Origin of the sequence: Nordella sp. HKS 07 (genome assembly GCF_011046735.1) — a bacterium.
In the GTDB taxonomy this organism is placed as follows: domain Bacteria; phylum Pseudomonadota; class Alphaproteobacteria; order Rhizobiales; family Aestuariivirgaceae; genus Taklimakanibacter.
This window is the reverse complement of the sequence record NZ_CP049258.1, coordinates 175,922-202,557: the sequence shown is the minus strand read 5'-3', so window position 1 is coordinate 202,557 and position 26,636 is coordinate 175,922. Positions and strand designations below refer to the sequence as shown.

Genomic DNA, 26,636 nt, shown 5'->3' with positions numbered 1-26,636 from the left:
GGCCTGTGCTAGGCTTATGGGCATGGGGTAGGTCGCGCTTATCTCCTTACGGTCGCCCTGGCGGTTGCCGGGGCGACAGGCATGGCCGGGCAGGCTACGGCACATAGCTGTACCTGCCGGGCCAACGGCCAGGCTTTCGCACAGGGGCAGATCGTCTGCATCCGGGGCAAGCTTTCCCAATGCCAGATGAATCAGAACGTGCCCACATGGCAGACAATCGCCGACACATGTCCAGAAGCCGACCTCGCGCCCCCAAGATCCACCATCGCGGCTCTCGTCTCGCGGCCTTCCTTCTCGCCGGCCTCATCGCGCTTGCAAGCCTCGCGCTAGCGCCCGCCGTTCAAGCGCGCGGGCCGGTCCCGGGCCAGTTCGACTACTACACGCTGAGTCTCTCCTGGTCGCCGACCTATTGCGCCTCGCAAGCCGGCCAGAACGATCGCCAGCAATGCGGCCTCGGCCGCGCCTATGCTTTCGTGGTGCACGGGCTGTGGCCGCAATATCAGCAGGGCTGGCCGCAGGACTGCACCTTGCGGGAGAAATGGGTTCCGGACGACCTCATTGCGGGGATGCTCGACATCATGCCGTCGAAACGGCTCATCATCCACGAGTGGAAGAAGCATGGCGGTTGCTCGGGCCTGAGGATGCGCGCCTATTTCGACCTTACGCGCAACCTGTTCGCCAAGATCCGCATCCCGGCCCGCTATCTCGGGCCGCAGCAGCCCGTCGTCACGACGCCGGAGCAGCTCGTCACCGATTTCGTCAAGACCAATCGCGATCTCACCAGCGACATGCTGTCGGTACAATGCGGCAATTCCCGCGGCGCGGCGCGGCTTGCGGAGTTGCGCATATGCTTCGGCAAGGATGGCGCGCCGCAGTCCTGCGGCTCGAATGAACGACGGCAATGCCGGGCGGAAAGGCTGGTGCTGCCGCCGGTACGTGGGGGAACGCAATGAAGAAGGCGCTGATCTTCCAGCATATGAACCACGATACCCCGGGACGCTTCCTCGACTATTTCGTCGAGGACGGCATTGCGCCCCATGCCGTGAGGCTGTGGGAAGGGCAGACGATTCCTTCGCTCAAAGGCTACGACCTGATGTTCGTGCTGGGCGGCGCCATGGATGTCTGGGAAACCGATGAAAATCCCTGGCTCCTCGCCGAAAAGCAAGCGATCCGCGAATGGGTGGTGGATCGCGGCAAGCCCTATATCGGCCTGTGCCTCGGCCATCAGCTGCTGGCGAACGCTCTGGGCGGAGAAGTCGCCCCGGCGCAGGAAAGTGAAGTCGGCGTGCATGAGGTCAAGGTCAATGGTGCGGCCGAGGGGCATCCGCTTTTCACCGGGCTCGGCGGATCCCACAAGGTCATGCAGTGGCACCACGCGGAGGTGAAGACGCCGCCCAGGGAGGCGACGGTGCTCGCCTCGTCGCCACGCGCCGAGGTGCAGGCGATCGCCATCGACAACCATGCGCTCGGCATGCAGTTCCATGCCGAGTTCTCGCCGCAGACGGTGGCGAGCTGGGAATCGCTACCGGCCTATGTCGCTGCGCTCGAGCGCGAGCTGGGGGCCGGGGCCTATGCCCAGGTGAGCGCGGACGCCTATCCGCTGATGCCGCAAATGGGCGCCATGACGCGGCGCATCTACGACAATTTTAAACGCGCCTCCGGGCTCGTGCGCTGAACGAAGCGCGACCCGCAATGACGAGAATGAAACCGGCGAAGACTACGGCAGTTGCATAGGGCAGGCCGTCCGGTCCGAAACGATCCATGGCCCAGCCGCCGATTAGCGCGCCGATGAGAGCGCCGGCGCCCCACATGGTAGAGAATGCCGCTGTTCCCGCGACAAGCTCATTGCCCGAGAAGCGTTCGCCCAATTCGGCCAGCGCCATCGTGTAGATGCCGGCGGAGGCGGCTCCTGTCACGACCAGCACGGGCCAGATCATCCAGGTGCCGAAGGCGCTCGGGATGAGTGCGCTGCCGATTACAGTGGTGAAGGCGCAGACCACCATCATGCCGCGCTTGCTCCAGTGGTCGGCGATCCAGCCAATGGGGAGTTGCAGCACAGCATTGCCGACGATGAAAGCGGCCAGCATCAGGGCGGCCATTTCCTGACTGAGCCCTTTCTTGACGCCATAGACAGGCATGAGGCCGAGATAAGCCGCATCGATGACGGCGAAGAGGGCCACCGCGCCGATCAGGATGGGTGCGAGGCGGGAAAAACCCAGGATGGAAAGCTGGCGTTCTCCAGGCTCGGTCGCGAAAGCTCCCGTCGAGCGATAGAAGAACATCGGGATCATGCTGGCGACCAGGAAGCCCGCACCGATGAGGAAAGGCAGGATGGTATTGACGCCGGTGAAGCTGATCAGCACCGGCCCCAGGCCAAAGCTCAAGGACAGGACGCCTGTATAAACGCCCATGATGCGCGACCGCGCCGGTCCCTCGGCTGCTTCAACCACCCAGGCTTCGCTTACCGTGAAGAGAGCTGCGACGGCAAAGCCCTGGATGAAACGCATCACGAACCAGGCCCAGTAGATCGGCATGAAGGGATAAGCGAGAATCATCGTTGCGGTCAGGAGCGCGGCGGCGATCGCCACCCGCTTGGTCCCGAAGCGGGCCGTCAAATGCGGCACGAAGAAACCCGCGACAAGGATGCCGAAGGGATGCATCGCGGTGTTGTAGCCGATCGTCTGCGGCGGCACGCCGTGCTTCTCCATGACGAGGGAGAGCAGCGGAAACATGAGGCCGAGCGCGAAGCCGAAAACGGTGATCGCGGCGATGGCGGCGAAGAGATTGATCCAGCGCTGCCTATCCATGCGCGACCCCTTGCACGAGCCGGCCGCGTGACAGAACGAGGCCTGCCAGCAGGATGATGTAGATGAGGGTGACGGTCACCGGAATGGAGACGATGCCGAAGGCGTCGGTCGCAGCTCCGGCGATCGGCGGGCCCAATATGCCGCCAATGCCCCACATGGCGGCGAAGGCAGCGCTTCCGGCGATGAGATCGGGCCCCTTGAAATGATCACCGAGAATGGTCAGGGCGATGGTGTAGATGGCATAGGCCGTGGTGCCCAGAATCAGCATGACCGGCCAGATCAGCCAGGACTGGATCGTCCAGATCAGCGACAAAGAGAGCACCGCGGTAATGATCGCCGAGGAGAGGATCACACCGAGCCTCGACCATTTGTCGGCGAGGAGCCCGATCGGGAGTTGCAGCAATGCATTGCCGATGATGGAGACGCCGAGAATGGTGGTGACCTGTTCGACCGGCAGTCCGGAGCGCAGGCCGAAAATCGGGAAGAAGGACAGCATGACGGCATCGAAGAAGGTGAGGGTGCCGACGGCAAAAAGCAGAAGCGGCGCGCGGCGCACGAACGCCCAGAATCCGCCACCACCGCCTTCTTCATGCCGGAAGGTGTCCTCCGAGATGCGCAGGAAAGCGAGCGGCACGGCGCTCATACCGACGCAAGCCATGCCGATCAGCCAGGGCAGCCAGCCGTCGATGCCGGTGAAGGGAATGATCAGGGGGCCGACCGAAAAACTGATCGCCAGAACGCTCGTATAGAGCCCCATGGCGCGGCCGCGATTGCCATGATCGGCGCCACTCATGATCCAAGCTTCGCTCACCGTGAACAAGGTGCCGGCCGCCAGGCCGAAGACGAAGCGGATGGCGAACCATGCCCAGATGCTGGGAAACAGCTTGAAGGCGGCGAGCGTCGCGATGGTAAGCAGGATGCTGACGTAGACGACGTGCTTGGAACCGAAGCGCGACACGATGCGCGGCAGGAAGGGACCGGCCAGCATGATGCCGAGCGGCGACATGGCGGCGTTGAGCCCCATGATCCAGGCCGGAACGTGATTTTTCTCCATGAGGAGCGGCAGCATCTGCAAGGTGAGACCCATGGCGATGTCACAGGAAGCGACGGTCGCGATCGCGGCGACAATCGTCCGGTAGCGCTGCGCGAAAGGCAAAGGCGCCGACATTGCTGATTCCTGAAAGGAATGGTTGCTCCGGCCGATCCTCTAGCGGTTCCGATTGGACTTCCGCAAGAGGAGCCCCCTGCCTTGCGCATAGCGTCCGGCGCCGCTATGCACTGTGGCCATGACAAGACCCAAAATCATGATCATCCCCGTCACTCCCTTCCAGCAGAACTGCTCGCTGGTGTGGAACGAGGACACGCGTATCGGCGCCGTCGTCGATCCCGGCGGCGATGTCGAGGTGATCCTCAACGCCATCGAGCAATCGAAAGTCGTGGTCGAGAAAATACTGCTGACCCACGGTCACATCGATCATGCCGGCGGCGCGGCCGAATTGCGCGATCGGCTCAAGGTCGCGATCGAAGGTCCGCATACGGAAGATGCTTTTCTGCTCGACGGCCTGCCGAAATCCGGCGCCCAATATGGCTATGAAGCGCGGGCCTTCACGCCCGACCGCTGGCTCAAGGAAGGTGACAGGATCACCGTCGGCGCACTGGATTTCGCGGTTCTCGAGTGCCCCGGTCATACGCCGGGCTCGGTGGTGCTGTTCAACAACGCGCATCGCTTCTGCTTCATGGGCGACGTGCTGTTCCAGGGATCGGTCGGCCGCACCGATTTTGCCTATGGCGACCATGAGACGCTTGTCGCCTCGATCCGCGACAAGCTCCTGCCGCTCGGCGATGATGTCGCCTTCCTGCCCGGTCATGGCCCGGCCAGCACCATCGGTGAAGAGCGCCGCAGCAATCCGTTCCTCACCGGATCGAGCTGAGATCTCCTGCAATATCGGGCTGGATTGTCCGGAGCCTACAAGCCCCGGCAAGGAGGCCACGCATCGCGATGGCGGCGATGCGCTGCACCGGTCTACACGCCCTCGGCGAGGACCACGACCCGCGAGCCGATCGGGGCGCGGCGATAGAGCTCGATCACGTCTTCATTGATCATCCGGATACAGCCCGACGACAGGGCCTTGCCGATCGATTCCGGGGCATTGGTGCCATGCAGGCGGTAGAGCGTGTCACGGCCGTTCTGGAAGAGATACAGCGCCCGCGCACCCAGCGGATTGTCGGGACCACCCGGCATGCCGTCCTTCCACTTCGCCGCATTGGGGTCGCGCTCGACCATCTCGGGCGGGGGCGTCCAGCGCGGCCACATGACCTTGCGCTGGACATCGGCGAGGCCGGCCCAGCGGAAGCCTTCGCGGCCGACGCCGACGCCATAGCGGATGGCCTGGCCGCCATCGAGAATGAGATAGAGATGCCGCTCAGCGGTGTTGACGATGATCGTTCCCGGCCAATGCCGGCCCTCATAGGGCACGATCTGGCGGCGGAATTTCTTCGGGATCTTGATCAAGTCGGTCGGCGGGAAGGTGATCAGATCGTTGTAGTCTTTGCCGGGCCGGAATTGTTCCAGTTGCTGCTGGGCTTGTGCCGCCTTTGCCACAAGTCCAGCCAGTGCCGCGCCGCCCGCCGCCAGGAGGCGCCGCCTGTTCATGCCGCTTCTCATGAGGTCTCCTCTTTTATCACGATCACTTCAATTCGTTACGCACCGAAGTGATAGGAGTGATAAACGTGATCGCTTTTCAAGTTAAGCGCGTCAGACGGGAATCCGACAGCTACGTGCCCCGATCACGCGCTGGTGATCGTCAGCTGCCGACAAGGCGGATCTTGCCGACATGATAGGCATCGCCCGTGCTCTTGAACTGATTGCATTCGGTCGGCTGGCCGACAATGCTCTGGCACAATTCACCCTGCGTCGCCGACCACGTACCGCGGCCCTCGCCCTTGACGTCGTCCTGGTAGTTGAGCGAGCCGTCGGCATTGTAGGTGATGAAGCCGCTCGATTCGGGGCGGGTATATTGCCAGCTCTTGCCGATCAGAGTGGAGCGGATCTCCTCGGCGGAGAGCAGGCGGATCGGCTCGGGCTGCGCAGCGCCTGCCGCGGTGGGCGTCTGGGTGCTATTGAGGATCTTGATCCCGCTCTTGTCCGGCGAACTGCAGGCCGTCAAAACCAACATGGCGGCCACGACCAGGCCCCATCTCGAAATATCAGTCATTCCCAATTCCTTCACCCCTGCGCCGGGCGCCATGTCTCATAAATGAGCCCAGAGGGCAAGATTGACGGAGAGTGACGCTCGGATGGGGCGAAAACAGGGCAGGTCGCGGCCGCCTCACCTGGCCTCGCGGATGATATCCATGAGCTCGCCCAGATGTTCGATATGGCGGTACCGCCGATGTCCGCTCGGGGCTTCGTCCTGCTCGAGCGCCCAGGTCAGGCTGTGCGGCACATAGACGCCCCAGCAACCGGCCTTGATGGCGGGGACAATGTCGGATCTGAGGGAATTCCCTACCATCATGGCGCGTTCGGCGCCGTCGCCGTGGCGGGAGAAAATCCGTTCATAAGTCGCCGCCGACTTGTCACTGACAATCTCGACCGCATTGAAGAAATCGCCCAGCCCCGACTGGGCCAGCTTGCGCTCCTGGTCGAACAGATCACCCTTGGTGATAAGGATCAGGCGATAGCTGCCGCTCAATTGCTCCAGCACGGCGCGGGCATGCGGCAAGGGCTCGATCGGGTGGCTGAGGAGGTCGCGTCCGGCATCCACAATCTGGTGGATGACGCTGGCGGGTACACGGCCTTCCGTCACCTCGATGGCTGTCTCGATCATCGACAGGGTGAACCCCTTGATGCCGAAGCCATAGGCTTTGAGATTGCGCGTCTCGGCCTCGAGCAGACGGCTCGACAGAGCCTCCGGCTCGGCATAGTCGGCAAGCAAGGCGGCGAAGCGCTTCTCCGTCAGCCGGTAGTACTGCTCATTCTGCCACAGCGTGTCGTCGGCATCGAAGCCGATGGTCGAGAGTGTGGCCGCTTCGGGAGGCATTGTGAGCTCGCTCGAAATGTTACGGGGCGGCGCAGGATATGCCCGGGCGCTGTGCCTGTCCAACCTGTCCGTCCTTGCTCACCGAAGGAAATAACGGCTGTCGACGAAAAAGGCATCCCGAACGCCTTCAGTTCCACCGCGACAAGAGAGTTACCAATTAGCTTGGCTAAGCCTACCTTCCGCTCTTCTTGAACGTACGCGTACCCGGCCGGCCGCCCTTGGAGCCGGGTCGGCGCGCCGGCTTCGGATCGGGCCAGGCGGCGGTGGCAGGCTTGAGGTTGGATCTGCCGCGGCGCGGCTCGTCCATCGGATCGCGCGCCAGCGGATCGTCCAGCACAGCGAGTTCGACATCGCGCAGGCGCTTGACCTCGTCGCGCAGCCGCGCGGCTTCCTCGAATTCGAGATTGGCGGCGGCCTCGCGCATGCGCTTTTCCATGTCGGCGATGACGCGCTCGAGATTGTGGCCGACCAGCGGGGCGCCGTCCTCGGCGAGGCCCGAATCCACGGTGACGTGATCCTGCTCATAGACCGACGACATGATGTCGGCGATGTTCTTCTTGATGCTCGCAGGCGTGATGCCGTTCGCCTCGTTATAGGCCTGCTGCTTCTCGCGCCGCCGATTGGTCTCGGCCATGGCGCGCTCCATCGAGCCCGTCACACGGTCGGCATAGAGGACTACCTTGCCGTCGACATTGCGCGCGGCGCGGCCGATGGTCTGGATGAGCGACGTCTCCGAACGCAGGAAGCCTTCCTTGTCGGCATCGAGAATGGCGACGAGCGCGCATTCCGGGATGTCGAGGCCTTCGCGCAGAAGATTGATGCCGATCAATATGTCGAAGACGCCGAGGCGCAGATCGCGGATGATCTCGATGCGCTCCAGCGTGTCGATGTCGGAATGCATGTAGCGCACGCGGATGCCTTGCTCATGCATGTATTCGGTCAGGTCCTCGGCCATGCGCTTGGTGAGCACAGTGACCAAAGCGCGATAGCCCTTCTTGGCGATGTCGCGGCATTCGGCGATGAGATCGTCGACCTGGTTCTTCACCGGACGGATCTCGACCGGCGGGTCGATAAGGCCGGTCGGACGAATGACCTGCTCGGTGAAGACGCCGCCGGTCCGGTTCATCTCCCATGAGCCGGGCGTGGCCGAGACATAGACCGATTGCGGACGCATCGCGTCCCATTCCTCGAAGCGCAATGGCCGGTTGTCGATGCAGGAGGGCAGCCGGAAGCCGAACTCGGCGAGGGTCGCCTTGCGGTTGTAGTCGCCGCGGAACATGCCGCCCAATTGCGGGATGCTCACGTGGCTCTCGTCGACGAAGACCAGTGCGTTGTCGGGCAGATATTCGAACAAGGTCGGCGGCGGCTCGCCCGGCCGGCGGCCGGTGAGATAGCGCGAATAGTTTTCGATGCCGGCGCAGGAGCCGGTCGCCATCATCATTTCGAGGTCAAACAATACGCGCTGCTCGAGGCGCTGGGCCTCGAGGAGGCGCCCGGCCGCGTTGAATTCATCGAGCCTGATCTTGAGATCGGTCTTGATGCGCGCGGCGGCCTGTTCGAGCGTCGGCTTCGGCGTCACATAATGCGAATTGGCATAGAGCTTGATCTGCTCGAGCTCCGCCGTTTTGTGGCCGGTCAGCGGATCGAATTCGGAGATGCCCTCGACCTCATCGCCGAAGAGCGAGATCCGCCAGGCGCGGTCCTCGAAATGCGACGGGAAGACCTCGACGGTATCGCCACGCACACGGAAGGTGCCGCGCACGAAATTGCCATCATTGCGCTTGTAGTGGAGGGCCACGAGATCGGCGAGAAGCTGGCGCTGGGCGATGCGCTCGTTCTTCTTCACCGTGAAGGTCATGGCGGAATAGGTTTCGACATCGCCGATGCCGTAGATGCACGACACAGAGGCGACCACGATGACGTCATCGCGCTCGAGAAGGGACCGCGTCGCCGAATGGCGCATGCGGTCGATCTGTTCGTTGATCGAGGATTCCTTCTCGATATAGGTGTCGGTGCGCGGAACATAGGCTTCCGGCTGGTAATAGTCGTAATAGGAGACGAAATATTCGACGGCGTTGTCGGGGAAGAAGCTTTTGAACTCGCCATAGAGCTGGGCGGCCAATGTCTTATTGGGCGCCAGCACCAGCGCCGGACGCTGTGTCTGTTCGATGACCTTGGCCACCGTGAAAGTCTTGCCCGAGCCGGTGACACCCAGCAGCACCTGATCGCGATCCGCGGAATTGACGCCGGCGACGAGGTCGCTAATGGCCTGCGGCTGGTCGCCGCGCGGCTCGAAATCGGAGACGATCCTGAGCGCATTGCCGCCTTCCGATTTCTCCGGCCGCGGCGGGCGGTAGGGGGTGAATACCTCGTTCGGCACGAATTCCGGGCGGAGGACTTCAAGCCCGACCCGGGGGCCCGTCATATCGGCACGGGGATCCGGGCGCTGGCGCAAGGCGTCAGCGGTCGGTATTTCGGGGAAGCCTTCCAGCGGCTTCTGCGGGGCTTCCGAGAAACCGCCTTCCTGTCGTGAATGTCCCATGATGGATCCAATATAGGATGGCCGGAGGCCGGCCGGAAGGGCAGGCGGCGGCCATTGCTGACAGCATTATGGCAGCAGCAGCATCCCGCAAGGATAGGTCCTGAGGGCTGAGCCGTCAGCGATTCGGACAAGGGCGCTCCGGCCGTGGGCCCTCATCCGCAAGCTCGGCCTTACCTGTTTCGCGCTGTTCGGGATCGTTGCGGCGATGAGCCATGTGCCGCATCCGGCCAATCTGCCGCATCCGGCGATTGGCGGTTTCGCAGCCCATGCCGGTTTTGTATTGTCGGCGCGTCATGACAAAATTGCGTAAGACCAAGCGGGCACTCCTGGCGCTGGCCATATTCCTGGCGGCGCCCGTGGCCTATATCGGCCTTGCCTGCCAGGGCACTTCCGACGGCGGCAGCAGCGTGACGACGCCGGTGATCGAGCCGGAGACGCGGGCCAAGCTCGATGACCTGCCGGGCTACCGCTTTCCGGAGGAAATGTCCTATCTGAGCTTCCCGGAATGGTACACTGTCTACACGTCCCAGGATTTCGCCGATTATATCGGCAGGAACTATCCCAGCGGCTTCAGCTATTTCCGCTCGGTGGGCGAATTCTGGACGAGCTATTGCGCCGTGAACAGCCTGGTGGCGCCGCGCTATGAGTTCAGCCTCGGCACCCATCTGATGATCTATGTGATCGGCATCGGCCATACCGTCGAATATCTCGTCAAGGGCATCTACGAGAACACGATCGGACGGCTGAGCGAGTTCGTGGCACCTTCACCGCCCACCGGCGAAGACCTGTTTGCGCGCAAATACGCCCATGACTATGGCCAGTGGCTCAATACGGTGCCCTGGTATGAATTCGCCTTTGCCGAGAGACTCCACGAATTCTGGAAGATGGTGCCGTTTGCGGGGCCGGGTCCCGTCCGCAAGGCCGAGCGTCGTTTCGCGGTCTCGGCGGAGCTCGGCGTGAAAGGGGCGGTTGGCTGGCTGATGAGAGGCGGTACCGACACGGCCTATGAGCCGGCGCCCCTCGAGATCTACGCGCTGATGCGCGGGCTTCCCCCTCGACACGGCGCCGATAGACCGGCGCATCGAGCTGGTCGGGTCCTTCCGGGACGGGAGCCAGCTGGTCAAATTCCCGCGCTCTCAGCCCTTCACCGAGATCGTGCAGAAGCTCAGCGCCACCGACGCCAGCTTCCTGGAGATCGGCGGCAACAGCAACATCCTGATCTCGCTCAGAGCGCCGGAGAGCTGGACGCCGCCCGACGACGTGCCGCCGATTCTGTTCGAGACAAAGAATCTCGCCGGCCTGGGGGGCAAACGCGTCGGTTTGTCCGTTCCGGTGGCGATCCTGAGCGATGTCGTGCGCAGGCTCGGCCCGAGTGGCGCGCAGCTCGAGCATGTCTACGTCTATTGACAAGGTTCGGCGCGAAATCCTTGTCGGCGAAATCATTCCACTTCGCCCGGATGCGCGCAGAAGCGTGATGGCTTTAGGACGAGTCGCCATCACGTTTTATCTTCTTGTTTGCGCATGATCTTCTCGGAAAACCGCTTCGCACTTTTCCGGATCATGCTTTAGAAGACACCGATGAACTACCGCCACGTCTATCATGCCGGCAACCACGCCGACGTTCTCAAGCATATCGTGATGATGCGGGCCTTCCTGCATCTCAAGAAGAAGGACAAGCCCTTTCTGTTTCTCGATGCGCATGCCGGCACCGGTCTCTATGCGCTGTGGGGTGACGAGGCGCTCAAGACCCTGGAATGGCAGGACGGGGTGGGGCGCTTCTATGACCCCTCGGGCAACGCCGTTCCGCTCGCGACGGACTGCGAGGCCTTGATCGCGCCCTGGCGCGACGCGATCGCCACGGTCAATGCGGTGGGCCAGCCGCTGTCGCACTATCCGGGATCGCCCGCTTTTGCGCTTCATATCCTGCGCAAGACCGATCGCATCCTGTTGAACGAGCTGCATCCGGAAGATCACGGCAAGTTGGCCGATTTTGCCGCGCGCGATAAGCGTGTGTTCCTGTCCGCGGGCGACGCGGCAATCGCGGTGAAGGCCCATCTGCCGCCGCCCGAGCGGCGCGGCTTCATCCTCATCGACCCGCCCTATGAGCGAGAGGACGAGGCGGACCGCGCCATCCGGATGCTGCGTGACGGCTACCGCCGCTTCGCCACCGGCGCCTTCGCGCTCTGGTATCCGGTGACGGGCGATGGATTGTCGGATCGTCTCGTGAAGGAGGCGCAGGCGCTGGCATTGCCGAAGATGCTGAAGGCCGAGCTTCTGGTGCGCCAGGTGTTGCCCGAGGGCGGACTCGCAGGTTCGGGGCTCATTCTGATCAATCCGCCCTGGCCGCTGGCGGAGGAACTCGCCGTGCTCGGGCCCGAATTGTGCAAGCGTATGCGCCAGACCGACGGCGCCAAGTGGTCGCTCGATTGGCTAAGTTAGCCGCGGGCGCCTCGGCGCTCTATCTGTTTGATTTTCAGCATCGGCTTGTCCGGGAACCGCGCGCATGGTCGGGTCAAGCCCGACCACAAGCTTCTCGGGCCGATGCTTTAGCGCTTTGCCATCATGGCGAGATGGGCGAGAGCGCCGAGGGCCGCGCAGATCGCCAGGGTCCAGTAACCGATCATGAAGCTTTGGTCCTGCAACGAGCCTACCCCCTGCGAGATCACCGCACTCACGCCCATCTGCAGGAAGCCGAGCAGTCCCGCCGCGGTGCCGACCAGCATGGGGTCGGTGCTGATGGCGCGGATCGTGCCGTTGGGAATGGTGAGGCCGTTGCCAAGCGCGCAGAGCAGCATAGGCGCGAAAAGGGCAACCGGCGTCAATATGCCCATGAGCGCCAGAAGCAGGCACAGGCTCGCGCCCAGAAGCGTCATGAGATTGCCGAACAACACCATGCGGTCGTTGCCGATCAGCTCGGAATAGCGGCCCGACAGGAAGTTCCCCACCATGTAGCCGAGCGACACGAGAATGAACCACAGGCCATATTCGACGGCCGAGCGGCCCATGATATTGACCGTGAGGAAGGGTGCGAAGGCGAGGAAGGTGAAGAACACCGCGCTCGCGAAAGCGAGCGACGTTGCATAACCGCGAAACTGGCGTGACGCGAAGATCCGGCCGTAGTGTGCGCTTTGCCACAGACGACCGTCGCTGCGGCGGTTGAAATGGGTCTCATGCAGAGTGAACCAGGCAACAACCAATGTGATTGCGCCGATGAGCGCCAGCAGCACGAAACTCGAGCGGAAACCCCAAAGCTGATCGAGATAGCCGCCGATCGCCGGCGCGATCATCGGCGCCAGCACCCAGGCCATGGTGATGTAGCCGAGCACGCTCGCCGCCTTCTCGCCCTGATAGAGATCGCGCACGATGGCGCGCGACAGGACGATGCCGGAAGCGCCGCCGAGCGCTTGCACAAGACGCGCCGCGATCAACGTCTCGATCGATGTGGCGAGCGCCGAGGCGATGCTGGCGATGACGAACAATGCGAGGCCGGCGAGGAGAAGAGGCCGCCGACCGTAGCGGTCCGACAACGGCCCATAGAAGAGCTGGCAGACGGCGAGGCCGATCAGATAGAGCGTGAGCGTGAGCTGGACCGTGCCGTAGGAGACGCCGAAGGTCGCCTGCAGTCCCGGCATCGACGGCATGAAAATGTTGAGCGCCAGCGGGCCGATCGCGCTCACCGCGACCAGAATCAGGAATGGCGGCCGACGCGCGGCCAATGACGCGGAATTATCTGACATGGGACCTTTCGGGAATAGAGTTCCTCTTATAGGCACAGCCGCAACTTGTCCCATGCCGTTAACGATGGTGGACATGAAATTGGTGCATGGCGTGGCTTGACAGGCGGACGTAGCGAGCGAGAATTGAGAAGAGAGAGGAAAAGCCTTGAGCACACAGCAAGCACGTGCCTTGCGGCCTCGTATGCTTCTTCCCGGAGACGGCGCGGCCTGCGCCCGCCTGATGCGCAAGATCACGGCTCTCGATGAGAGGCTCGACCGGAACCTCGCTGAAGTCATCAATGATCTTCTCGAGGAGGATCGGCTCGTCGGTGGGCTGATCGAGGACTGTGACGCGACGGGAGAAGGCACCATCATCGCGGCGACGCTGTCGGCTTTCGTGTCAGCGGAGTTTCAAAAGTCCTATCTCGCCAAGCCCTGGCCGTGCCTCACCAACTGGCTGCTCAAGCGCTGCCTCGAGGGGGCCACGGATATCTTCCTCGATCGGGCCCGGCAAGCGCAGGGCAATCTCAACCGTGGGCTCGATCTGGTGATGCTGGATTACATTCAGACGCCGATGGATTTCACCTCGCCCGAGGGCCGTCGAATCATGACTGTGTTCTTGCCCTTCTTCCTGTCCATCCATCGCGGTTACAATCTCAACTCGATGATCGTCGAAGCGGGTATCATGTATGAGCAGATGGCGCTGAGCGCCGGCTTCCGCCGCTACAAGGGTATCGACCTCGACGCCGAGCCACCGGCGGAACCGGTGCCGGCGGGCGCGGCATCGAAGCGCGCGGTCTATTGCTTCCAGCGCGAGATGGTCGCCGACACGCCGCCTTCGACGCCGGTCTCGGCCGTCTTCACGTATCTTCCGCCGCGTTTCCGCTTCACCGCCAGCGAGCAGCGCATGCTGGTCAGGGCAATCGACGGCCTGACTGATGAGGAGATCGCCGGGACACTCGACGTCTCGCGCGATGCGGTCAAGCAGACCTGGCGATCCATCTACGATCACGTCACCCAGGTGATGCCGGATCTCGTCGAGCGTGGCCAAGCCAGTGGCGGGGAAGGGGCGCGCGGCCAGGAAAAGCGGCGCCGCATCGTCGCCTATGTGCGAGACAATGCGCAGGAACTGCGCCCGCATTGTCTCCGGCGCGGGTGAGCCGCCGCCAATCGGGGCTCAGGCATCATCTTCACCCGCGGCGAAGAGCTTCTCGGCCAGCACGCCGAGGACGATCGCCAGCGCCAGAACGAGGATCATGAAGGCCGCGAGGGTCACGAAGCCCGAGGCCTCATAGGCCGATACCGCCAGATGCGCGCCCGGCCAGATCAGCAGAACGGCGATGAAGGCGGAGGAATAGAACGCGAGTTCCGTGAGAGAGGGCGTTTGGAACTCGCGTCTTACACCCAACGCTCCGAGAAGCATGAGTGGAAGGAAAAGAATGGCGCTGCCGAAAGGCAGGGCGAACAACCTGGTCACCAGGATGCCAAGGCCCGCCGCAAGAGTAAGCATGGCCACAAATTGCAGATGGCGCAAAGCGAAGCGCAGTGCCGGTCTAGGTTGTGGCAGGCGATGCATCGACTACTCCCGGCCTCATGGGCGCGGTCACAAAACCGCGCCGCCGGGTTTTTCCCAGCTCGCACATGGGGTTAGTTAGAATCTCAGCCCTCTAATTACGATCAGACTGACGTGATACGGAGGCGCTCACAATCCCCATTTTGGGGAGGGCAACAGACAATTGGCAGGTACAACAAAGCGGGCGCCCTGCCCTAGGGGCGCCCGCTTCGATTCCTACGCGTGCCGCTCAGTTCACGCCGCCATCGATATGTTCGGCGAGTTCCTGATACTCCTCGCAGGTGGTGCCGCAGCGATTGGCGATCTCGATCAATTGCGATTTGGCGAGATCGATGCGGCCGGCAGCCACATAACCCTCACCCAGATATTCGCGCGCCAGGACGAAATTGGGGTCGATCGCGATTGCCTTGTGATAGTAGCCGAAAGCCTCGTCCAGGCGTCCGGATTTGCGATGGCTGTAGCCTATATAATTGAGGACGCGCGGATCGTTCCTGTTGCTGACGGCGCCGAGCACGATCAGCGCCCAGTCATATTCGCCGGCCTGCGCCAAAGCGCGGCCCTGCTGATAAAGATCCTCATCGGGCAATACGCCGGAAGTTGCCTTCACGCATTTGCCGCTCTTCACCACTTCGCCCTTCTTGCATTTCTTGACGGTGGAGCTGGTTCCGCTGCTGTTGCCGCCGTCGCCCATCGCGTAGGCCGGCACGAAAGAGGCGACGCCGAATGACAGGGCGGCGATCGCGGCCAAGGCAAGATGAATCTTCATAGTCTGTCCTCCAGGGAACGAATACGAGCTTATTACGTCCCGGGGTGAGTTTCCATTCCCCTGTCTCGTCATCAGAAAACTTGATTGCCGGAGTTCCATCGGTTCCGCGGTGAATTTGCGATGAACCCGCCAGCTCACGGCCGGCCTGCCATCTTCCCGCCATCGATCGGACATGATCGTAACCGTCGGAGGTAAATAGTGACGAAACCCTCCCGCTCAGGCTTAAAGCCAGGCGAGCCTCGTTCCGCGAGGCCCTCCGTCTATCTGGTGGTGTTCCGGTGCTCCAGAAGCTTAACCGCGAGGATGGCGAGGAAGACCAGGGCCACGGTGGCGACCAGCAGCGTGTCGCTCGACGGCACCAGGGTGACCAGGTTCTTGGCCTCGGCGGCGAGGAAGCCTGCTTGCGAAGGAACGGCGCTCACGATCATCAGCACGATGATCGCGGCAACGAGGCCGAAAGCGAAGAGGCCCATCGCGAAATGCGTGCGCGCCGCGAAATCGCGATAGCGTTCCATGATCTGTCTTACCCGCATGCCCGTCATCCGTTGGTCGAAGCCGTTCGAGGCCGCTCATATGCGGGATGTTTGTGCGTCCTTCGGGCCCGACCTGTGGCGAAATGGTGATCTTCCGTTAACGGAGGATTAAGCGGCGAGCGGATCGAAGTCGTAGACCCAGGCCAGGCGCTTCAGAAAATCACCTGGATCGGTCATGCGCAGAACGAGGTTGCGCGCAATCCGTAGCGGGCCAGCGGCATGGTAGATGTTGCCGAGCTTGCGCGATTCCCGGACGATCCGCTCGGTACGCGGCATGCGCAAGACCTGATAGGCACGGAAGGCGTCGGCCAAGGTGCCGTTCCGCTCGATGCTCACGCAGAGCGTCACCGCATCTTCGAGCGCCATGGCCGCGCCTTGCGCCAGATAGGGCAGGGCGGCATGGGCGGCATCACCGATCAGAGCCACCCGGCCGCGCGACCATGTCGAGGCTGGCGCGCGGCTGGCGGCCGCCCATTTGAGCCAGCCGGAAGGGAGCGCCAGCGCGTTTCGCAGATCCTCGTGTATATCCGGAAGATGAGCGAGGACTTCCGGGCTCAACGCCGGGAGCGACCAGCCCTCGCCGGACCAGCGGGCTTCCACGGCGGCGACAACGAGATTGAGGGCGGTTCCGCCGCGCACGGGGTAATGGACGACATGGGCGCCTCGGCACAGCCAAAGCGTTATGGCGGCGAGCCGACTGTCCGTCCCGGCGTCGATGGAAGCCAGCGCGCGAAACAGGCTCTCGGGATGACGGACCGGGTTTCCATCGCCGACAAGCTCGCCCCGGATCGTCGAACGAACGCCGTCGGCGCCCAGCAAGGCTTCGCCCGGGATTACCGCCGCCTCGGTCTCGACCTCGACATGGCCGCCGCGGTCCACGAAGCTCTTGACGTGTGTGCCGGTCGCAAGCGCGATGCCGGAATGGGATTCGGCACGCTCGACCAGTCCCGCCAGCAGGTCGGCCCGGTGGATGACCCGATAGGGTTCACCGAACCGCCGCTCAAAGCCGTTCAGGGGAATATGCTGAAGGACGCGGCCGCTATGGCCGTCCCGGATGACAATGGCGGGCGGCGCGAAACTCGCCGGCGCGACGGCGTCCCAGGCATCCAGATACTTGAGCGCCCTGACGGCGTTGGGACCGATCTGGAGACCGGCGCCGACGGTCTCGAAGGCCGCCGCCTGTTCGAGAAGGCTGGCTTCGCGGCCGATCCGGGCGAGACCTAGGGCGCTCGCAATTCCGGCTATGCCGCCGCCGGCGATGAGAACAGGGTAGGGGGCCATCTGGCTACATATCGCCGATCAGTCCTGCCAATCCAACGCGGATCTCGTAGTATCAGGTGGACAAGACCGCGCAACAGGATGAGCTCCCATGCAGGCAGCAGAACTCAAGGCCCTTCAGGCTCCCCTCAAGGAGCTCTACAGACAGGACGGCAACGCCGCCCTCATTACGCTCAAGGCAGAGGGACGCATCGGCGAAGGCGTCAGCTGTTCGGTCGCGACCGCGCAGGCTCTGGTCGAGGCGGGGCTCCATCCGGCAACCGGAGGCACGGGTGTGCATGCGTGCTCTGGCGACATGCTGCTCCAGGCGCTCGTCGCCTGCGCCGGGGTCACCCTCAATGCCGTGGCGACGGCGCTCGGCCTCGATATCGGGGAGGCCACCGTCAGGGCGGAAGGTGACCTGGATTTTCGCGGGACATTGGGGGTCGCCAAGGACGCACCGGTCGGCTTTCGCGACATCCGCCTGACCTTCGACATCCCGGGCAGGCTGGACGACGACCAGAAAGCCAGCCTCATCAAGCTCACCGAGCGATATTGCGTCGTTTATCAGACCCTCCGCAGCCCTCCACCTATCGTGGTGAACGCCCGTTGGGCCTGACCGGGGGAAATGTCGCTATGACAATGGAACCCTTGCGGACGGGCGGTCGCGGCGCTACCAGATGCCCGCGCCAAAATCAGGGATCATTGGAATGGGCTTTATCTCAGACTCGCTGAACCGCATCCAGCCTTCGGCCACCATCGCCATCTCGAGCAAGGCGATGGCACTCAAAGCCGAGGGCCGTGACATCATCGGCCTGTCGGCCGGCGAGCCCGATTTCGACACGCCCGACAATATCAAGGAAGCGGCCATCGCGGCGATCCGCAAGGGCTATACGAAATACACCAATGTCGACGGTATCCCCGAGCTCAAGAAGGCTATCGTCGCCAAGTACAAGCGCGAGAACAATCTCGACTACAAGGTGTCGCAGGTGTCCGTCGGCACCGGTGGAAAGCAGATTCTTTTCAATGCCTTGCTGGCGACGGTGAATCCGGGGGATGAAGTCATCATTCCAGCCCCCTATTGGGTGAGCTATCCCGACATCGTCATGCTGGCCGGCGGCAAGCCGGTCTTCGTCGAGACGACACTCGAGCATGGCTTCAAGCTGCAGGCCGACGAGCTCGAGCGCGCCATCACGCCCAAGACGAAGTGGTTCGTCTTCAACTCGCCGTCCAATCCGAGCGGGGCGGCCTATACGCGCGAAGAGCTGAAGAAGGTCACCGACGTGCTGATGCGGCATCCGCATGTCTGGGTGCTGACCGACGACATGTATGAGCATCTCGTCTATGACGATTTCGTCTTCACGACCCCGGCCGAGGTCGAGCCCGCCCTCTATGAGCGGACCTTGACCATGAACGGCGTGTCCAAGGCCTATTGCATGACCGGCTGGCGCATCGGCTATGGCGCCGGACCCGAAGTGCTCATCAAGGCGATGTCCAAGCTCCAGTCGCAGTCGACCTCCAACCCGTCCTCTATCGCGCAATGGGCGGCGGTCGAGGCGCTCAACGGGCCCCAGGACTTCATCCCGGCCAACAACAAGGTGTTCAAGGAGCGGCGCGACCTCGTGGTGTCGATGCTCAACCAGGCGAAGGGCCTGTCCTGCCCGACGCCGGAAGGCGCCTTCTATGTCTATCCTTCCTGCAAGGGAGCCATCGGCAAGTCCGCGCCGTCCGGCAATGTCATCAAGAATGACGAGGACTTCGTCACCGAGCTTCTGGCCGCGGAAGGCGTTGCGGCCGTCCATGGCGCGGCCTTCGGCACCTCGCCCTTCTTCCGAATCTCCTATGCGACGGCGACCGATGTGCTCGAGGATGCCTGCCGGCGCGTCCAGCGTTTCTGTGGCAATCTGAGGTAAGCACCATGATGTATGACGCGTCGATTCCGGTTTTCGCTCACTTCCTCAACAACCTCGCGGCGCTCCTGCGCAAGACCGAGGCACATGTGCAGGCCAAGAAGCTCGATCCAGATGCCTTCCTGACCGCCCGGCTGTTCCCGGACATGTTCACCTTCACCAAGCAGGTGCAGCTCGCCTGCGACTTCGCCAAGGGAACGAGCGCACGGCTCGCCGGCGTCGCCAATCCGAGCCATCCGGACGACGAGAAGAGCTTCGACGAGCTTCAGGCGCGCATCCGCAAGACCGTCGATTTCCTGCGCAGCCTCAAGAAGGAGCAGTTCGCCGACGCCGCCGAGCGCGCGATCACCTTCAAAGTCGGCGGCAAGGAACAGACGCTCAAGGGAGCCGACTATCTCTCCAGTGTCGGCCTCCCGAACTTCTACTTCCATGTCACGACCGCCTATGGGCTGCTGCGCCATAACGGGCTCGAGATCGGCAAAGCGGATTTCATCGCCCGCTTCTGAGCTCGAGCAAATCCCGCCAAAGTTGAAGACTTTGGCGATAAGGATTTGCTCCAGGATATTGATCTGGCGCGGATCCTTTTCGGCGAAGTGACTCCACTTCGCCGGGATGCGCGCTGAAATCCGCGAGTCATTTGAATCTGTTGGGCCTGTGCCTTAAACAGATGGATGATGACGCATATCGTGCTGGAACTGCCCGAACAGCGCGCCCAAGTGCTGGCGCTCAACCGGCTTGCCTTTCAGGGCGAAGAAGAGGCCCGGATCATCGAGGCGCTGACCCGCGATGATCTCGTCGTGCTGTCGCTGGTGGTGACGGAAGGGCCGAAAGTCACCGGCCATATTCTGTTCAGCCGGCTCGAGGTCGAAGTGGACGGTCGCCCGGTCAAGGCCGTTTCCCTGGCGCCCATGGCGGTGCTGCCGGATCACCAGAACAAAGGGATAGGCTCGACGCTGGTCAAGCGCGGACTCGACCTCCTGGCAGCGCGGGGCTTCGAGGCCGTCCTGGTGGTGGGGCACACTGAATTCTATCCGCGCTTCGGATTCGCTCCCCAGACGGTCCGGCACATCGCCTGTCCGTTCCAGGGTCATGACGCCTTCATGGGGCTGGAGCTCAAGCCCGGCGCGCTGGCCGGCGAGAGCGGAGAATGTCGCTACCCGGCTGCCTTTGGACTCTGAATGCGCGCGCGTGATCAGGAAAAGTGGGCACCGGTTTTCCGTCCGATCACGCGCCAACTTAAGATTCCGATCACGTTTATCACTTCAGGTCGAATCGACCTGAAGTGATCGTGATCTAGCCCGCCAGCGATAGAAAAACGGCCCGACAAAGACCAGAGCGGCGATGATCAGGAGCGCCAGCGACAGCGGGTGGGTGAAGAACACCGAGGCGTCGCCCTGGCTGATGGTCAAGGCGCGGCGGAACTGCGCTTCGGCAAGTCGGCCCAGAATGAGGCCGATGATGCAGGGTGCCACGGGGAAATCGTAGCGGCGCATCAGGAAACCGAGGATCCCGACCAGGAACAAGAGGATGAGGTCGAAGGTCGAGTTATTGAGACTGTAAACGCCTAGCGTCGAGAAGAGCAGGATGCCGCCATAGAGCAAGGGCTGCGGAATGGAGAGCAGGCGCACCCACAGGCCGGCAAGCGGCAGATTGAGGACGAGCAGCATCACATTGCCGATATAGAGGCTGGCGATCAGGCCCCAGACCAGCGTCGAGGAGGACGAGAAGAGCAGGGGGCCGGGTTTCAGATTATATTGCTCGAAGGCGGCGAGCAGGATGGCGGCCGTCGCCGAGGTCGGCAGGCCCAGCGTGAGGAGCGGCACCAGCACGCCCGCCACCGCGGCATTATTGGCGGCTTCGGGGCCCGCGACGCCTTCGATGGCACCCTTGCCGAATTCCTCGGGCTTCTTGGAGATGCGCTTCTCGAGGAAATAGGACAGGAAGGTCGGGATCTCGGTCCCGCCCGCCGGCAGGGCACCGAAGGGGGAAACCCAGAGCCGTGCCGCGAAGCCACGGCTTCCAGGACCGGCGCCACTCCTCGGCCGTCATGAAAATCGACCCGCGAATCGGCACGAGCTCGGTGGCGCGCATATCGGGCCGCGACGCCATGTAGAGAGCTTCCCCGACGGCGAAGAGGCCGACCGCCACCACCACGACGTCGATGCCGCGAAGCATGGCCAGTATATCGAAGGTCAGGCGCGGCTGGCCGGTCAGGACGTCGGTGCCGACGAGGCCGATGGCAAGGCCTAGCAGCAGGCTGGTCAGGCCGCGCGCGAGCGACAGGCCGAGAAGCGCCGAAACCGTGGTGAATGCCAGCACCATCAAGGCGAAATACTCCGCCGGTCCGAACAGCAGAGCGAGCTTGACGAAGAGGGGGGCGAGAAAAGTGATGGCGATCGTGCCGAGCGTGCCGGCGACGAAAGAACCGATCGCGGCGGTGGCGAGTGCCGCCGCGCCGCGACCGTTCTTCGCCATCACATTGCCCTCGACCGCGGTGATGATGGAACCGGATTCACCCGGCGTGTTGAGCAGGATGGATGTGGTCGAGCTGCCATACATGGCGCCGTAATAAAGACCGGCGAACATGATGAAGGCGCCGGTCGGATCGAGCTTGGCGGTGATCGGCAGCAGGAGCGCGATGGTGAGCGCCGGACCGATGCCCGGCAGGATACCGATGGCGGTGCCGAGTGTCGTGCCGAGCAGACACCATAGGAGATTCATCGGCGTGAGCGCCGTGGCGAAACCCTGCAGGAGGGAAGAGAGTACGTCCATGGCTACAACAGACCCGCGAGGATGCCGGACGGCAGCTGCAGGCCCAGGCCATGCGTGAAACCGACATAGGCCACCACAACCAGGATGGCGCCGACAATGCCGTCGCGCAGGAACTTGCGACTGCCGAAGGCGAAGGCAACGCACATGAAAAGGAACACGCCGGAAATGACGAAGCCCAGAGGCTTCAGGATATTGAGATGGATAAGAAGGCCCGCGCCGATGATGAGCAAAGCGCGCCAGTCCGTGTCAAATCCCTCCGCGACGACCTCACGCCTGGCGGCGGGCGCCCAGGAATTCCAGGCGAAATAGGCGCCGACGACCGCGAGGCCCAAGGCGATGAAATAGGGGAAGGCCTGTGGACCGACCTTGGCGTAGGTCGGCGGTATCTGCATCTGGGCGGCATCGTAGAATATGATTCCAGCGAGCAGAATGAGGCCGAAGCCGATCGCGAGACCGGCTCCGGAAACGGGTGTGTTGTCGCTCTTCACACCGGCCCTACTGGACGAGGCCGATGCCCTTAAGGACCTCGGTGACGCGGGCATTCTCCGTGGCCACCAGCTTGACGAAATCGTCGCCCGGCAGATAGAGGTCGGTCCAGTTCTTGGCCGCAAGGACCTTCTTCCAGCTGTCACTCTTGACCGCTGCATCGACGGTGGCGAGGAGCGCCTTCTTTTGCTCGTCATTGAGGCCGGGAGCGGCCACGATGGCGCGCCAATTGGCGAGCTCGACATCGACGCCCTGTTCCTTCAGCGTCGGGATATCGATGCCGGCGACGCGCTCGGGCGCGGAGATCGCCAGGGCGCGCAACTCACCGGATTTGATCTGTCCTTCCCACTCGCTGTAGCCGGACACGCCAGCGACGACATGGCCGCCCATCACCGCGGCCAGCGCTTCGCCGCCACCCGAGAAAGGCACATAGTTGAGCTTCGTCACATCGGCGCCCGCCGCCTTGGCGATGAGTCCGGCCAGGATGTGATCGGTGCCGCCCGCCGAGCCGCCACCCCAGGCCACGGCACCCGGATCGGCCTTGAGCTTGGCGACGAGGTCGGCCAGCGTCTTGATCTCGGAAGCGCCCGGAACGACGATGACCTCATATTCGCCGGTGAGGCGGGCGATCGGCGTGGTGTTCTCCAGCGTGACCGCGGATTTATTGGTGAGAATGGCGCCGACCATGACCAGGCCGTTGACCATCAGCACATTGTCCTTGCCCTGCTCCTGGCCGGCAAGCTGGGCCAGGCCCACGGTGCCGCCGGCACCCGGAATATTCTCGACGGTCACCGCCTTGACGGCGCCGCCCGACTGGATGGCTTCCTGCATGGCGCGCGCCGTCTGGTCCCAGCCGCCGCCCGGCGAGGCGGGGGCAATGATGCGCAGCTCTTCGAGTGCGAAAGCGGGCGTGGGTGCGAGATTCAGCGAAAGGCCGCCGGCGAGCACGAGGGCTACGGCACTAGCGATGAGAGTTCTACGATTCATCGGGTTCCTCCACTTGTATCGATGACGATCCTCGGCCATCTGTTGTGGCCTAGCGGAAGGGCGTTTAAGCTTAAATCCTGTCATGAAGCTGTCATTGCCACAAGCGCCTTTGCGCGCGGTTTTCCTCAGCCGATGCGCGTTCTGATCGTCGAGGACACGCCCGATGTCGGCGAAGCGATCGTCACCTGGCTGTCGCGGGTCGGCTATGCGGTCGACTGGCAGATGACAGGCGAGGGTGCCCGCGACGCGCTCAATGTGCAGGGCTACGACCTCATCATCCTCGACGTGATGCTGCCCGATGTCGACGGCTTCACGCTCCTGGGCGAGATCCGGGCGCGCAAAATCGATACGGCCGTTCTGGTTCTCACCGCCCGCTCGCAGGTGGACGATCGGGTGGGCGCGCTCGACCTCGGCGCCGACGACTATCTCGTGAAACCCTTCGACTTCCGCGAGCTCGAGGCGCGCGCCCGCGCTTTGGGGCGGCGACGGCATGGCGGCGCGGTGAGCCGGCTCACGGTAGGCGATGTCGTGCTCGATCAGGCGGCGCGGCTGGTGACGGTCGCGGGCGAGCGGGTCGATCTCACGCGCCGTGAGGTGGCGCTGCTCGAAGTGCTGATGGCGCGGCCGCAACGGGTGTTCAGCAAGGCGGAGCTTCTGAATCAGATTTTCGGCTTCGGCGAGGATGCGGGCGAGAACGCCATCGAGCTCTATGTCGCGAGGTTGAGGCGCAAGCTTGGTGCCGCCGGAATGGAGATCAGGACAGTACGGGGCGTCGGCTATCAGGCGGGATCGGCCGATGAAAAGAGGTAGGTCGTCACTGTTCTGGCGCCTCACGGCGCTGATCTCGGCGGTGTTGCTGGCCGGCGCCGCGGTGCTCGCCATCGCCGCGTCCAACTACGCCCGCACCGCCGCCGACGATGCCTATGACCGGGTGCTGCTCGGCGCGGCGCGCCAGATCAGCGAGACGCTTGCCGCCGAGAATGGCGCGGTCGAGGGCGGCATTCCGGTATCGGCACTCGAAGCCTTGTCGGCCTCGCGCACGGCACGTGTCTATTATCGTGTCGCCATGCCGGCGAAGAGCGAGGTCACGGGCTATCAGGATCTCCCTTTGCCGGCGGGTTCGGAAGCGGGCGGGACTGGCCCTTATGTGAGCAACACGGAATTCAAAGGTCGCCCGATCCGCATCGCCGCGGTTGGACGCTACTTCGCCGAGGCCAATGGCTGGGTGATGACGGTGGTCGGCCAGACGCTCGAAGCGCGCGACGCGCTGGCCCGCGACCTCACCCTCAAGGCGATGGTGCTGGTCGGCCTGATGAGCCTCATCGCGCTCACCGGCGTGATCGTCGCCATTAAACTGGCTCTGCGGCCGCTCACCACCATCGAGGCGGCGTTGCTCGGGCGTCCACCCAATGTTCTGACGCCGCTGGATGTCGAAGCGCCGGCCGAGATCGCGACGCTCATCTCGGCGATCAACAACTTCATGGAGCGTCTCGCCGGGCGGCTCGAGGCGATGCAGCGCTTCATCGCCGATTCGGCACATCAGATCCGCACGCCGCTGACGGCGCTCGTCGGCCAGGTGGAGCTGCTTTCAGGCGAAACCAACGCCGCAAAGCGTCAGCATCATATCGAGCGGGTCAGGACGCGTACCGCGGAACTGGCGCGCCTCACCAATCAGTTGCTGAGCGACGCGATGATCAGCCACCGCGCCGAGACCATGGGACAGTCGGAAGTCGACGTGGCGACGCTGGCGCGCGAGGCGCTGGCAGGCGCGGTTCCGGTGTCGCTCGACCGCGACATCACCGTCGCTTTCGATGCGCCGCAGGGCGCGGTGACGATGCGGGGCGATGCGGTCAGCCTGCGCGAGGCGTTCAAGAACGTCATCGAGAACGCCATTCAGCACGGCGCGCGCTCCCTGCTCAGGGTCAGCGTGCGCCGGAGCGGCGCCGGCATCGAGGTCGAGGTCGGCGACGACGGACCGGGAATTCCCGAAGCGCTGTGGCCGCAGGCGCCGCAGCGTTTCTTCCGCGGCCGGTCCGGCGGCACGGGCTCGGGGCTGGGACTTGCCATCGCGCGCGACGTCGCCGCCCATCATGGCGGCGAGCTCAGCTTCAAATCGGAAGGGGGAATTTTCTCGGTGCTGTTCACATTCAATGGGGCGAAGGCGTCATGACCGCGTTGCTCCGATATCTGGCGCGCATCGGGCTTTGCCTCGTGGCAATGGCGGGCTTTGCCGCGGCCAAGGAGAACTACCGCTTTCCGGCGGTCGGCCAGGAGAGCGCGGTGCTCACCATTCATGCCTCCGCTGATATCAGCGCCATCGAGCCGATGATCCGTGATTTCCAGCAGGCCGAGCCCGGCATCACCGTCGATTTCACCGACTATCTGACCAACGAACTCTACGATCTGCTCTCCGCCCAATGTGCCGGCGGCGAGAAGATGGCGGATATCGTCATTTCGTCCTCGGTCGACCACATCGCCAAGCTTGCCAATGACGGCTGCGCCCAGGCCTATGACTCGCCCAACACCAATCGTATCCCCGACTGGGCGAAATGGCGCAACGAGGTCTTCGGCTTCACTTTCGAGCCGGCGGTGATCGTCTACAATCGCAATCTCGTGCCGGCGGCGGACATACCCCGGACCCATCACGATCTGGCCGAGCTTCTGCGGGCCAAGTCCGAGCTCTATGACGGCAAGATCGGTACCTATGACATCGAGCGTTCAGGCATCGGCTATCTCTTCGCTTTTTTCGACACGCAACAGTCGAACATCTTCGGCCGGCTGCTCGAGAGTTTCGGGCGGTCGCGGGCGACGCTGCGCTGCTGCACCGGCGAACTGCTGTCGCGTATCGAATCGGGAGAGTTGCTCATCGGATATAATCTGATCGGCTCCTATGCCTATGGTCGCTACAAGGCCGGCGCGCCGATCGGTATCGTGATGCCGCGCGATTACACGCTGGTGCTGAGCCGCACGGCAATGATCCCGGCGAAAGCCGGTCGCACCGATCTCGGCCGAAAATTCCTCGATTATCTTCTGTCGAGTCGCGGACAGTCGGTGGCGGTGGAGAAATCCTTCTTCTTCTCGTTCGACCGGCCGGTACCGGAGGGTGTCGACGCCGTCGATCCGGGGGCGGGTTCGGGCGTCTATCGGCCGATCATGATCGGCCCGGCCTTGCTCGCCACGCTCGATCAGCAGAATCGCCAGCGCTTCCTCGCCGAATGGAAGGCGTCGATGGAGCGGGATTAACGTT

General features: G+C 63.3%; 26 protein-coding genes and 1 pseudogene. 13 read left to right on the top strand and 14 right to left on the bottom strand.

Annotated elements, in window-relative coordinates; all coding sequences use genetic code 11:
• The first annotated feature begins 227 nt into the window (after positions 1-227).
• A complete protein-coding gene (locus tag G5V57_RS00935; protein WP_165165770.1) occupies positions 228-953 on the top strand; it encodes a ribonuclease T2 in 726 nt (241 codons plus the stop codon).
• Positions 950-1,675 (top strand): type 1 glutamine amidotransferase, encoded by a 726-nt coding sequence (locus G5V57_RS00930; RefSeq protein WP_165165769.1) that lies wholly within the window; start codon positions 950-952, stop codon positions 1,673-1,675. The genes G5V57_RS00935 and G5V57_RS00930 overlap by 4 nt, the downstream gene beginning before the upstream one ends.
• Here the strand turns inward: G5V57_RS00930 and G5V57_RS00925 are convergent.
• The gene (locus G5V57_RS00925) at positions 1,647-2,807 is read right to left on the bottom strand and encodes an MFS transporter (protein WP_165165768.1); all 1,161 of its coding nucleotides are present in this window, start codon (positions 2,805-2,807) and stop codon (positions 1,647-1,649) included. The two genes, G5V57_RS00930 and G5V57_RS00925, sit on opposite strands and share 29 nt — an antisense overlap.
• Positions 2,800-3,975, bottom strand: a complete 1,176-nt coding sequence (locus G5V57_RS00920; protein WP_165165767.1) for an MFS transporter — start codon at positions 3,973-3,975, stop codon at positions 2,800-2,802. The genes G5V57_RS00925 and G5V57_RS00920 overlap by 8 nt, the downstream gene beginning before the upstream one ends.
• 118 nt (positions 3,976-4,093) lie before the next feature.
• Here G5V57_RS00920 and G5V57_RS00915 point away from each other — a divergent pair, with 118 nt between their 5' ends.
• On the top strand, positions 4,094-4,738 hold the full coding sequence (locus G5V57_RS00915; RefSeq protein WP_165165765.1) for an MBL fold metallo-hydrolase: 645 nt from the start codon (positions 4,094-4,096) through the stop codon (positions 4,736-4,738).
• 92 nt (positions 4,739-4,830) lie between these two features.
• Here the strand turns inward: G5V57_RS00915 and G5V57_RS00910 are convergent, their stop codons facing one another.
• From G5V57_RS00910 to uvrB, 4 genes are all read right to left on the bottom strand, one after another.
• Positions 4,831-5,460 (bottom strand): L,D-transpeptidase, encoded by a 630-nt coding sequence (locus G5V57_RS00910; protein WP_165165764.1) that lies wholly within the window; start codon positions 5,458-5,460, stop codon positions 4,831-4,833.
• A gap of 151 nt (positions 5,461-5,611) precedes the next feature.
• The gene (locus G5V57_RS00905; protein ID WP_165165762.1) at positions 5,612-6,022 is read right to left on the bottom strand and encodes a DUF995 domain-containing protein; all 411 of its coding nucleotides are present in this window, start codon (positions 6,020-6,022) and stop codon (positions 5,612-5,614) included.
• Between the two features lie 114 nt (positions 6,023-6,136).
• Positions 6,137-6,847, bottom strand: coding sequence for an HAD family hydrolase (locus G5V57_RS00900; RefSeq protein ID WP_165165760.1), 711 nt, complete (start codon positions 6,845-6,847; stop codon positions 6,137-6,139).
• A 172-nt stretch (positions 6,848-7,019) separates the two neighbouring features.
• Entirely contained in the window at positions 7,020-9,389 is a 2,370-nt protein-coding gene (gene uvrB, locus G5V57_RS00895) for an excinuclease ABC subunit UvrB (RefSeq protein ID WP_305849378.1), read from the bottom strand.
• Between the two features lie 293 nt (positions 9,390-9,682).
• Between uvrB and G5V57_RS00890 the strand changes: the two genes are divergently transcribed.
• Complete coding sequence (locus G5V57_RS00890) at positions 9,683-10,864, top strand: hypothetical protein (protein WP_165165758.1); 1,182 nt, start codon at positions 9,683-9,685, stop codon at positions 10,862-10,864.
• Positions 10,865-10,967: 103 nt separating this feature from the next.
• The gene (locus tag G5V57_RS00885; RefSeq protein ID WP_165165756.1) at positions 10,968-11,828 is read left to right on the top strand and encodes a 23S rRNA (adenine(2030)-N(6))-methyltransferase RlmJ; all 861 of its coding nucleotides are present in this window, start codon (positions 10,968-10,970) and stop codon (positions 11,826-11,828) included.
• Positions 11,829-11,935: 107 nt separating this feature from the next.
• Here the strand turns inward: G5V57_RS00885 and G5V57_RS00880 are convergent, their stop codons facing one another.
• Entirely contained in the window at positions 11,936-13,126 is a 1,191-nt protein-coding gene (locus tag G5V57_RS00880) for a multidrug effflux MFS transporter (RefSeq protein ID WP_165165754.1), read from the bottom strand.
• A gap of 181 nt (positions 13,127-13,307) precedes the next feature.
• Between G5V57_RS00880 and G5V57_RS00875 the strand changes: the two genes are divergently transcribed.
• On the top strand, positions 13,308-14,264 hold the full coding sequence (locus tag G5V57_RS00875; RefSeq protein WP_165165752.1) for a hypothetical protein: 957 nt from the start codon (positions 13,308-13,310) through the stop codon (positions 14,262-14,264).
• Between the two features lie 18 nt (positions 14,265-14,282).
• Here G5V57_RS00875 and G5V57_RS00870 read toward each other — a convergent pair whose 3' ends face one another.
• The 4 genes from G5V57_RS00870 to G5V57_RS00855 all read right to left on the bottom strand — a co-directional run bounded on the left by G5V57_RS00870 (position 14,283) and on the right by G5V57_RS00855 (position 17,258).
• The gene (locus G5V57_RS00870) at positions 14,283-14,681 is read right to left on the bottom strand and encodes a hypothetical protein (RefSeq protein WP_165165750.1); all 399 of its coding nucleotides are present in this window, start codon (positions 14,679-14,681) and stop codon (positions 14,283-14,285) included.
• A 226-nt stretch (positions 14,682-14,907) separates the two neighbouring features.
• Positions 14,908-15,444: a M48 family metallopeptidase gene (locus G5V57_RS00865; protein WP_165165748.1), complete on the bottom strand. Its 537-nt coding sequence runs from the start codon at positions 15,442-15,444 to the stop codon at positions 14,908-14,910.
• Positions 15,445-15,704: 260 nt separating this feature from the next.
• Positions 15,705-15,977, bottom strand: coding sequence for a hypothetical protein (locus G5V57_RS00860; RefSeq protein ID WP_165165746.1), 273 nt, complete (start codon positions 15,975-15,977; stop codon positions 15,705-15,707).
• Between the two features lie 108 nt (positions 15,978-16,085).
• Positions 16,086-17,258, bottom strand: a complete 1,173-nt coding sequence (locus G5V57_RS00855; protein ID WP_165165744.1) for an FAD-dependent monooxygenase — start codon at positions 17,256-17,258, stop codon at positions 16,086-16,088.
• An 88-nt stretch (positions 17,259-17,346) separates the two neighbouring features.
• Here G5V57_RS00855 and G5V57_RS00850 point away from each other — a divergent pair, with 88 nt between their 5' ends.
• The 4 genes from G5V57_RS00850 (at position 17,347) to G5V57_RS00835 (ending at position 20,322) form a co-directional block, all read left to right on the top strand.
• Positions 17,347-17,853: an OsmC family protein gene (locus tag G5V57_RS00850; protein ID WP_165165742.1), complete on the top strand. Its 507-nt coding sequence runs from the start codon at positions 17,347-17,349 to the stop codon at positions 17,851-17,853.
• 91 nt (positions 17,854-17,944) lie between these two features.
• Positions 17,945-19,147: a pyridoxal phosphate-dependent aminotransferase gene (locus G5V57_RS00845; RefSeq protein WP_165165740.1), complete on the top strand. Its 1,203-nt coding sequence runs from the start codon at positions 17,945-17,947 to the stop codon at positions 19,145-19,147.
• Positions 19,148-19,152: 5 nt separating this feature from the next.
• Positions 19,153-19,650 carry a DUF1993 family protein gene (locus G5V57_RS00840; protein WP_206530163.1) on the top strand — a complete coding sequence of 166 codons (498 nt, stop codon included), beginning with the start codon at positions 19,153-19,155 and terminating at the stop codon, positions 19,648-19,650.
• A 165-nt stretch (positions 19,651-19,815) separates the two neighbouring features.
• Positions 19,816-20,322 carry a GNAT family N-acetyltransferase gene (locus G5V57_RS00835; RefSeq protein ID WP_206530162.1) on the top strand — a complete coding sequence of 169 codons (507 nt, stop codon included), beginning with the start codon at positions 19,816-19,818 and terminating at the stop codon, positions 20,320-20,322.
• Between the two features lie 84 nt (positions 20,323-20,406).
• Here the strand turns inward: G5V57_RS00835 and G5V57_RS00830 are convergent.
• The 3 genes and pseudogenes from G5V57_RS00830 to G5V57_RS00820 form a co-directional block, all read right to left on the bottom strand.
• Positions 20,407-21,916: pseudogene (locus G5V57_RS00830) on the bottom strand (tripartite tricarboxylate transporter permease).
• Between the two features lie 2 nt (positions 21,917-21,918).
• The gene (locus G5V57_RS00825; RefSeq protein ID WP_165165738.1) at positions 21,919-22,404 is read right to left on the bottom strand and encodes a tripartite tricarboxylate transporter TctB family protein; all 486 of its coding nucleotides are present in this window, start codon (positions 22,402-22,404) and stop codon (positions 21,919-21,921) included.
• A 7-nt stretch (positions 22,405-22,411) separates the two neighbouring features.
• The gene (locus G5V57_RS00820) at positions 22,412-23,389 is read right to left on the bottom strand and encodes a tripartite tricarboxylate transporter substrate binding protein (RefSeq protein ID WP_165165737.1); all 978 of its coding nucleotides are present in this window, start codon (positions 23,387-23,389) and stop codon (positions 22,412-22,414) included.
• A gap of 132 nt (positions 23,390-23,521) precedes the next feature.
• Between G5V57_RS00820 and G5V57_RS00815 the strand changes: the two genes are divergently transcribed.
• Genes G5V57_RS00815 through G5V57_RS00805 form a run of 3 tightly spaced genes read left to right on the top strand, consistent with a single transcriptional unit; the run spans position 23,522 to position 26,632 of the window.
• Positions 23,522-24,199, top strand: a complete 678-nt coding sequence (locus G5V57_RS00815) for a response regulator transcription factor (protein ID WP_165165736.1) — start codon at positions 23,522-23,524, stop codon at positions 24,197-24,199.
• Positions 24,186-25,559 carry a sensor histidine kinase gene (locus G5V57_RS00810; RefSeq protein ID WP_165165735.1) on the top strand — a complete coding sequence of 458 codons (1,374 nt, stop codon included), beginning with the start codon at positions 24,186-24,188 and terminating at the stop codon, positions 25,557-25,559. Before G5V57_RS00815 ends, G5V57_RS00810 begins: the two co-directional genes overlap by 14 nt.
• Positions 25,556-26,632 carry an ABC transporter substrate-binding protein gene (locus G5V57_RS00805; protein ID WP_165165734.1) on the top strand — a complete coding sequence of 359 codons (1,077 nt, stop codon included), beginning with the start codon at positions 25,556-25,558 and terminating at the stop codon, positions 26,630-26,632. The genes G5V57_RS00810 and G5V57_RS00805 overlap by 4 nt, the downstream gene beginning before the upstream one ends.
• Positions 26,633-26,636: the final 4 nt, after the last annotated feature.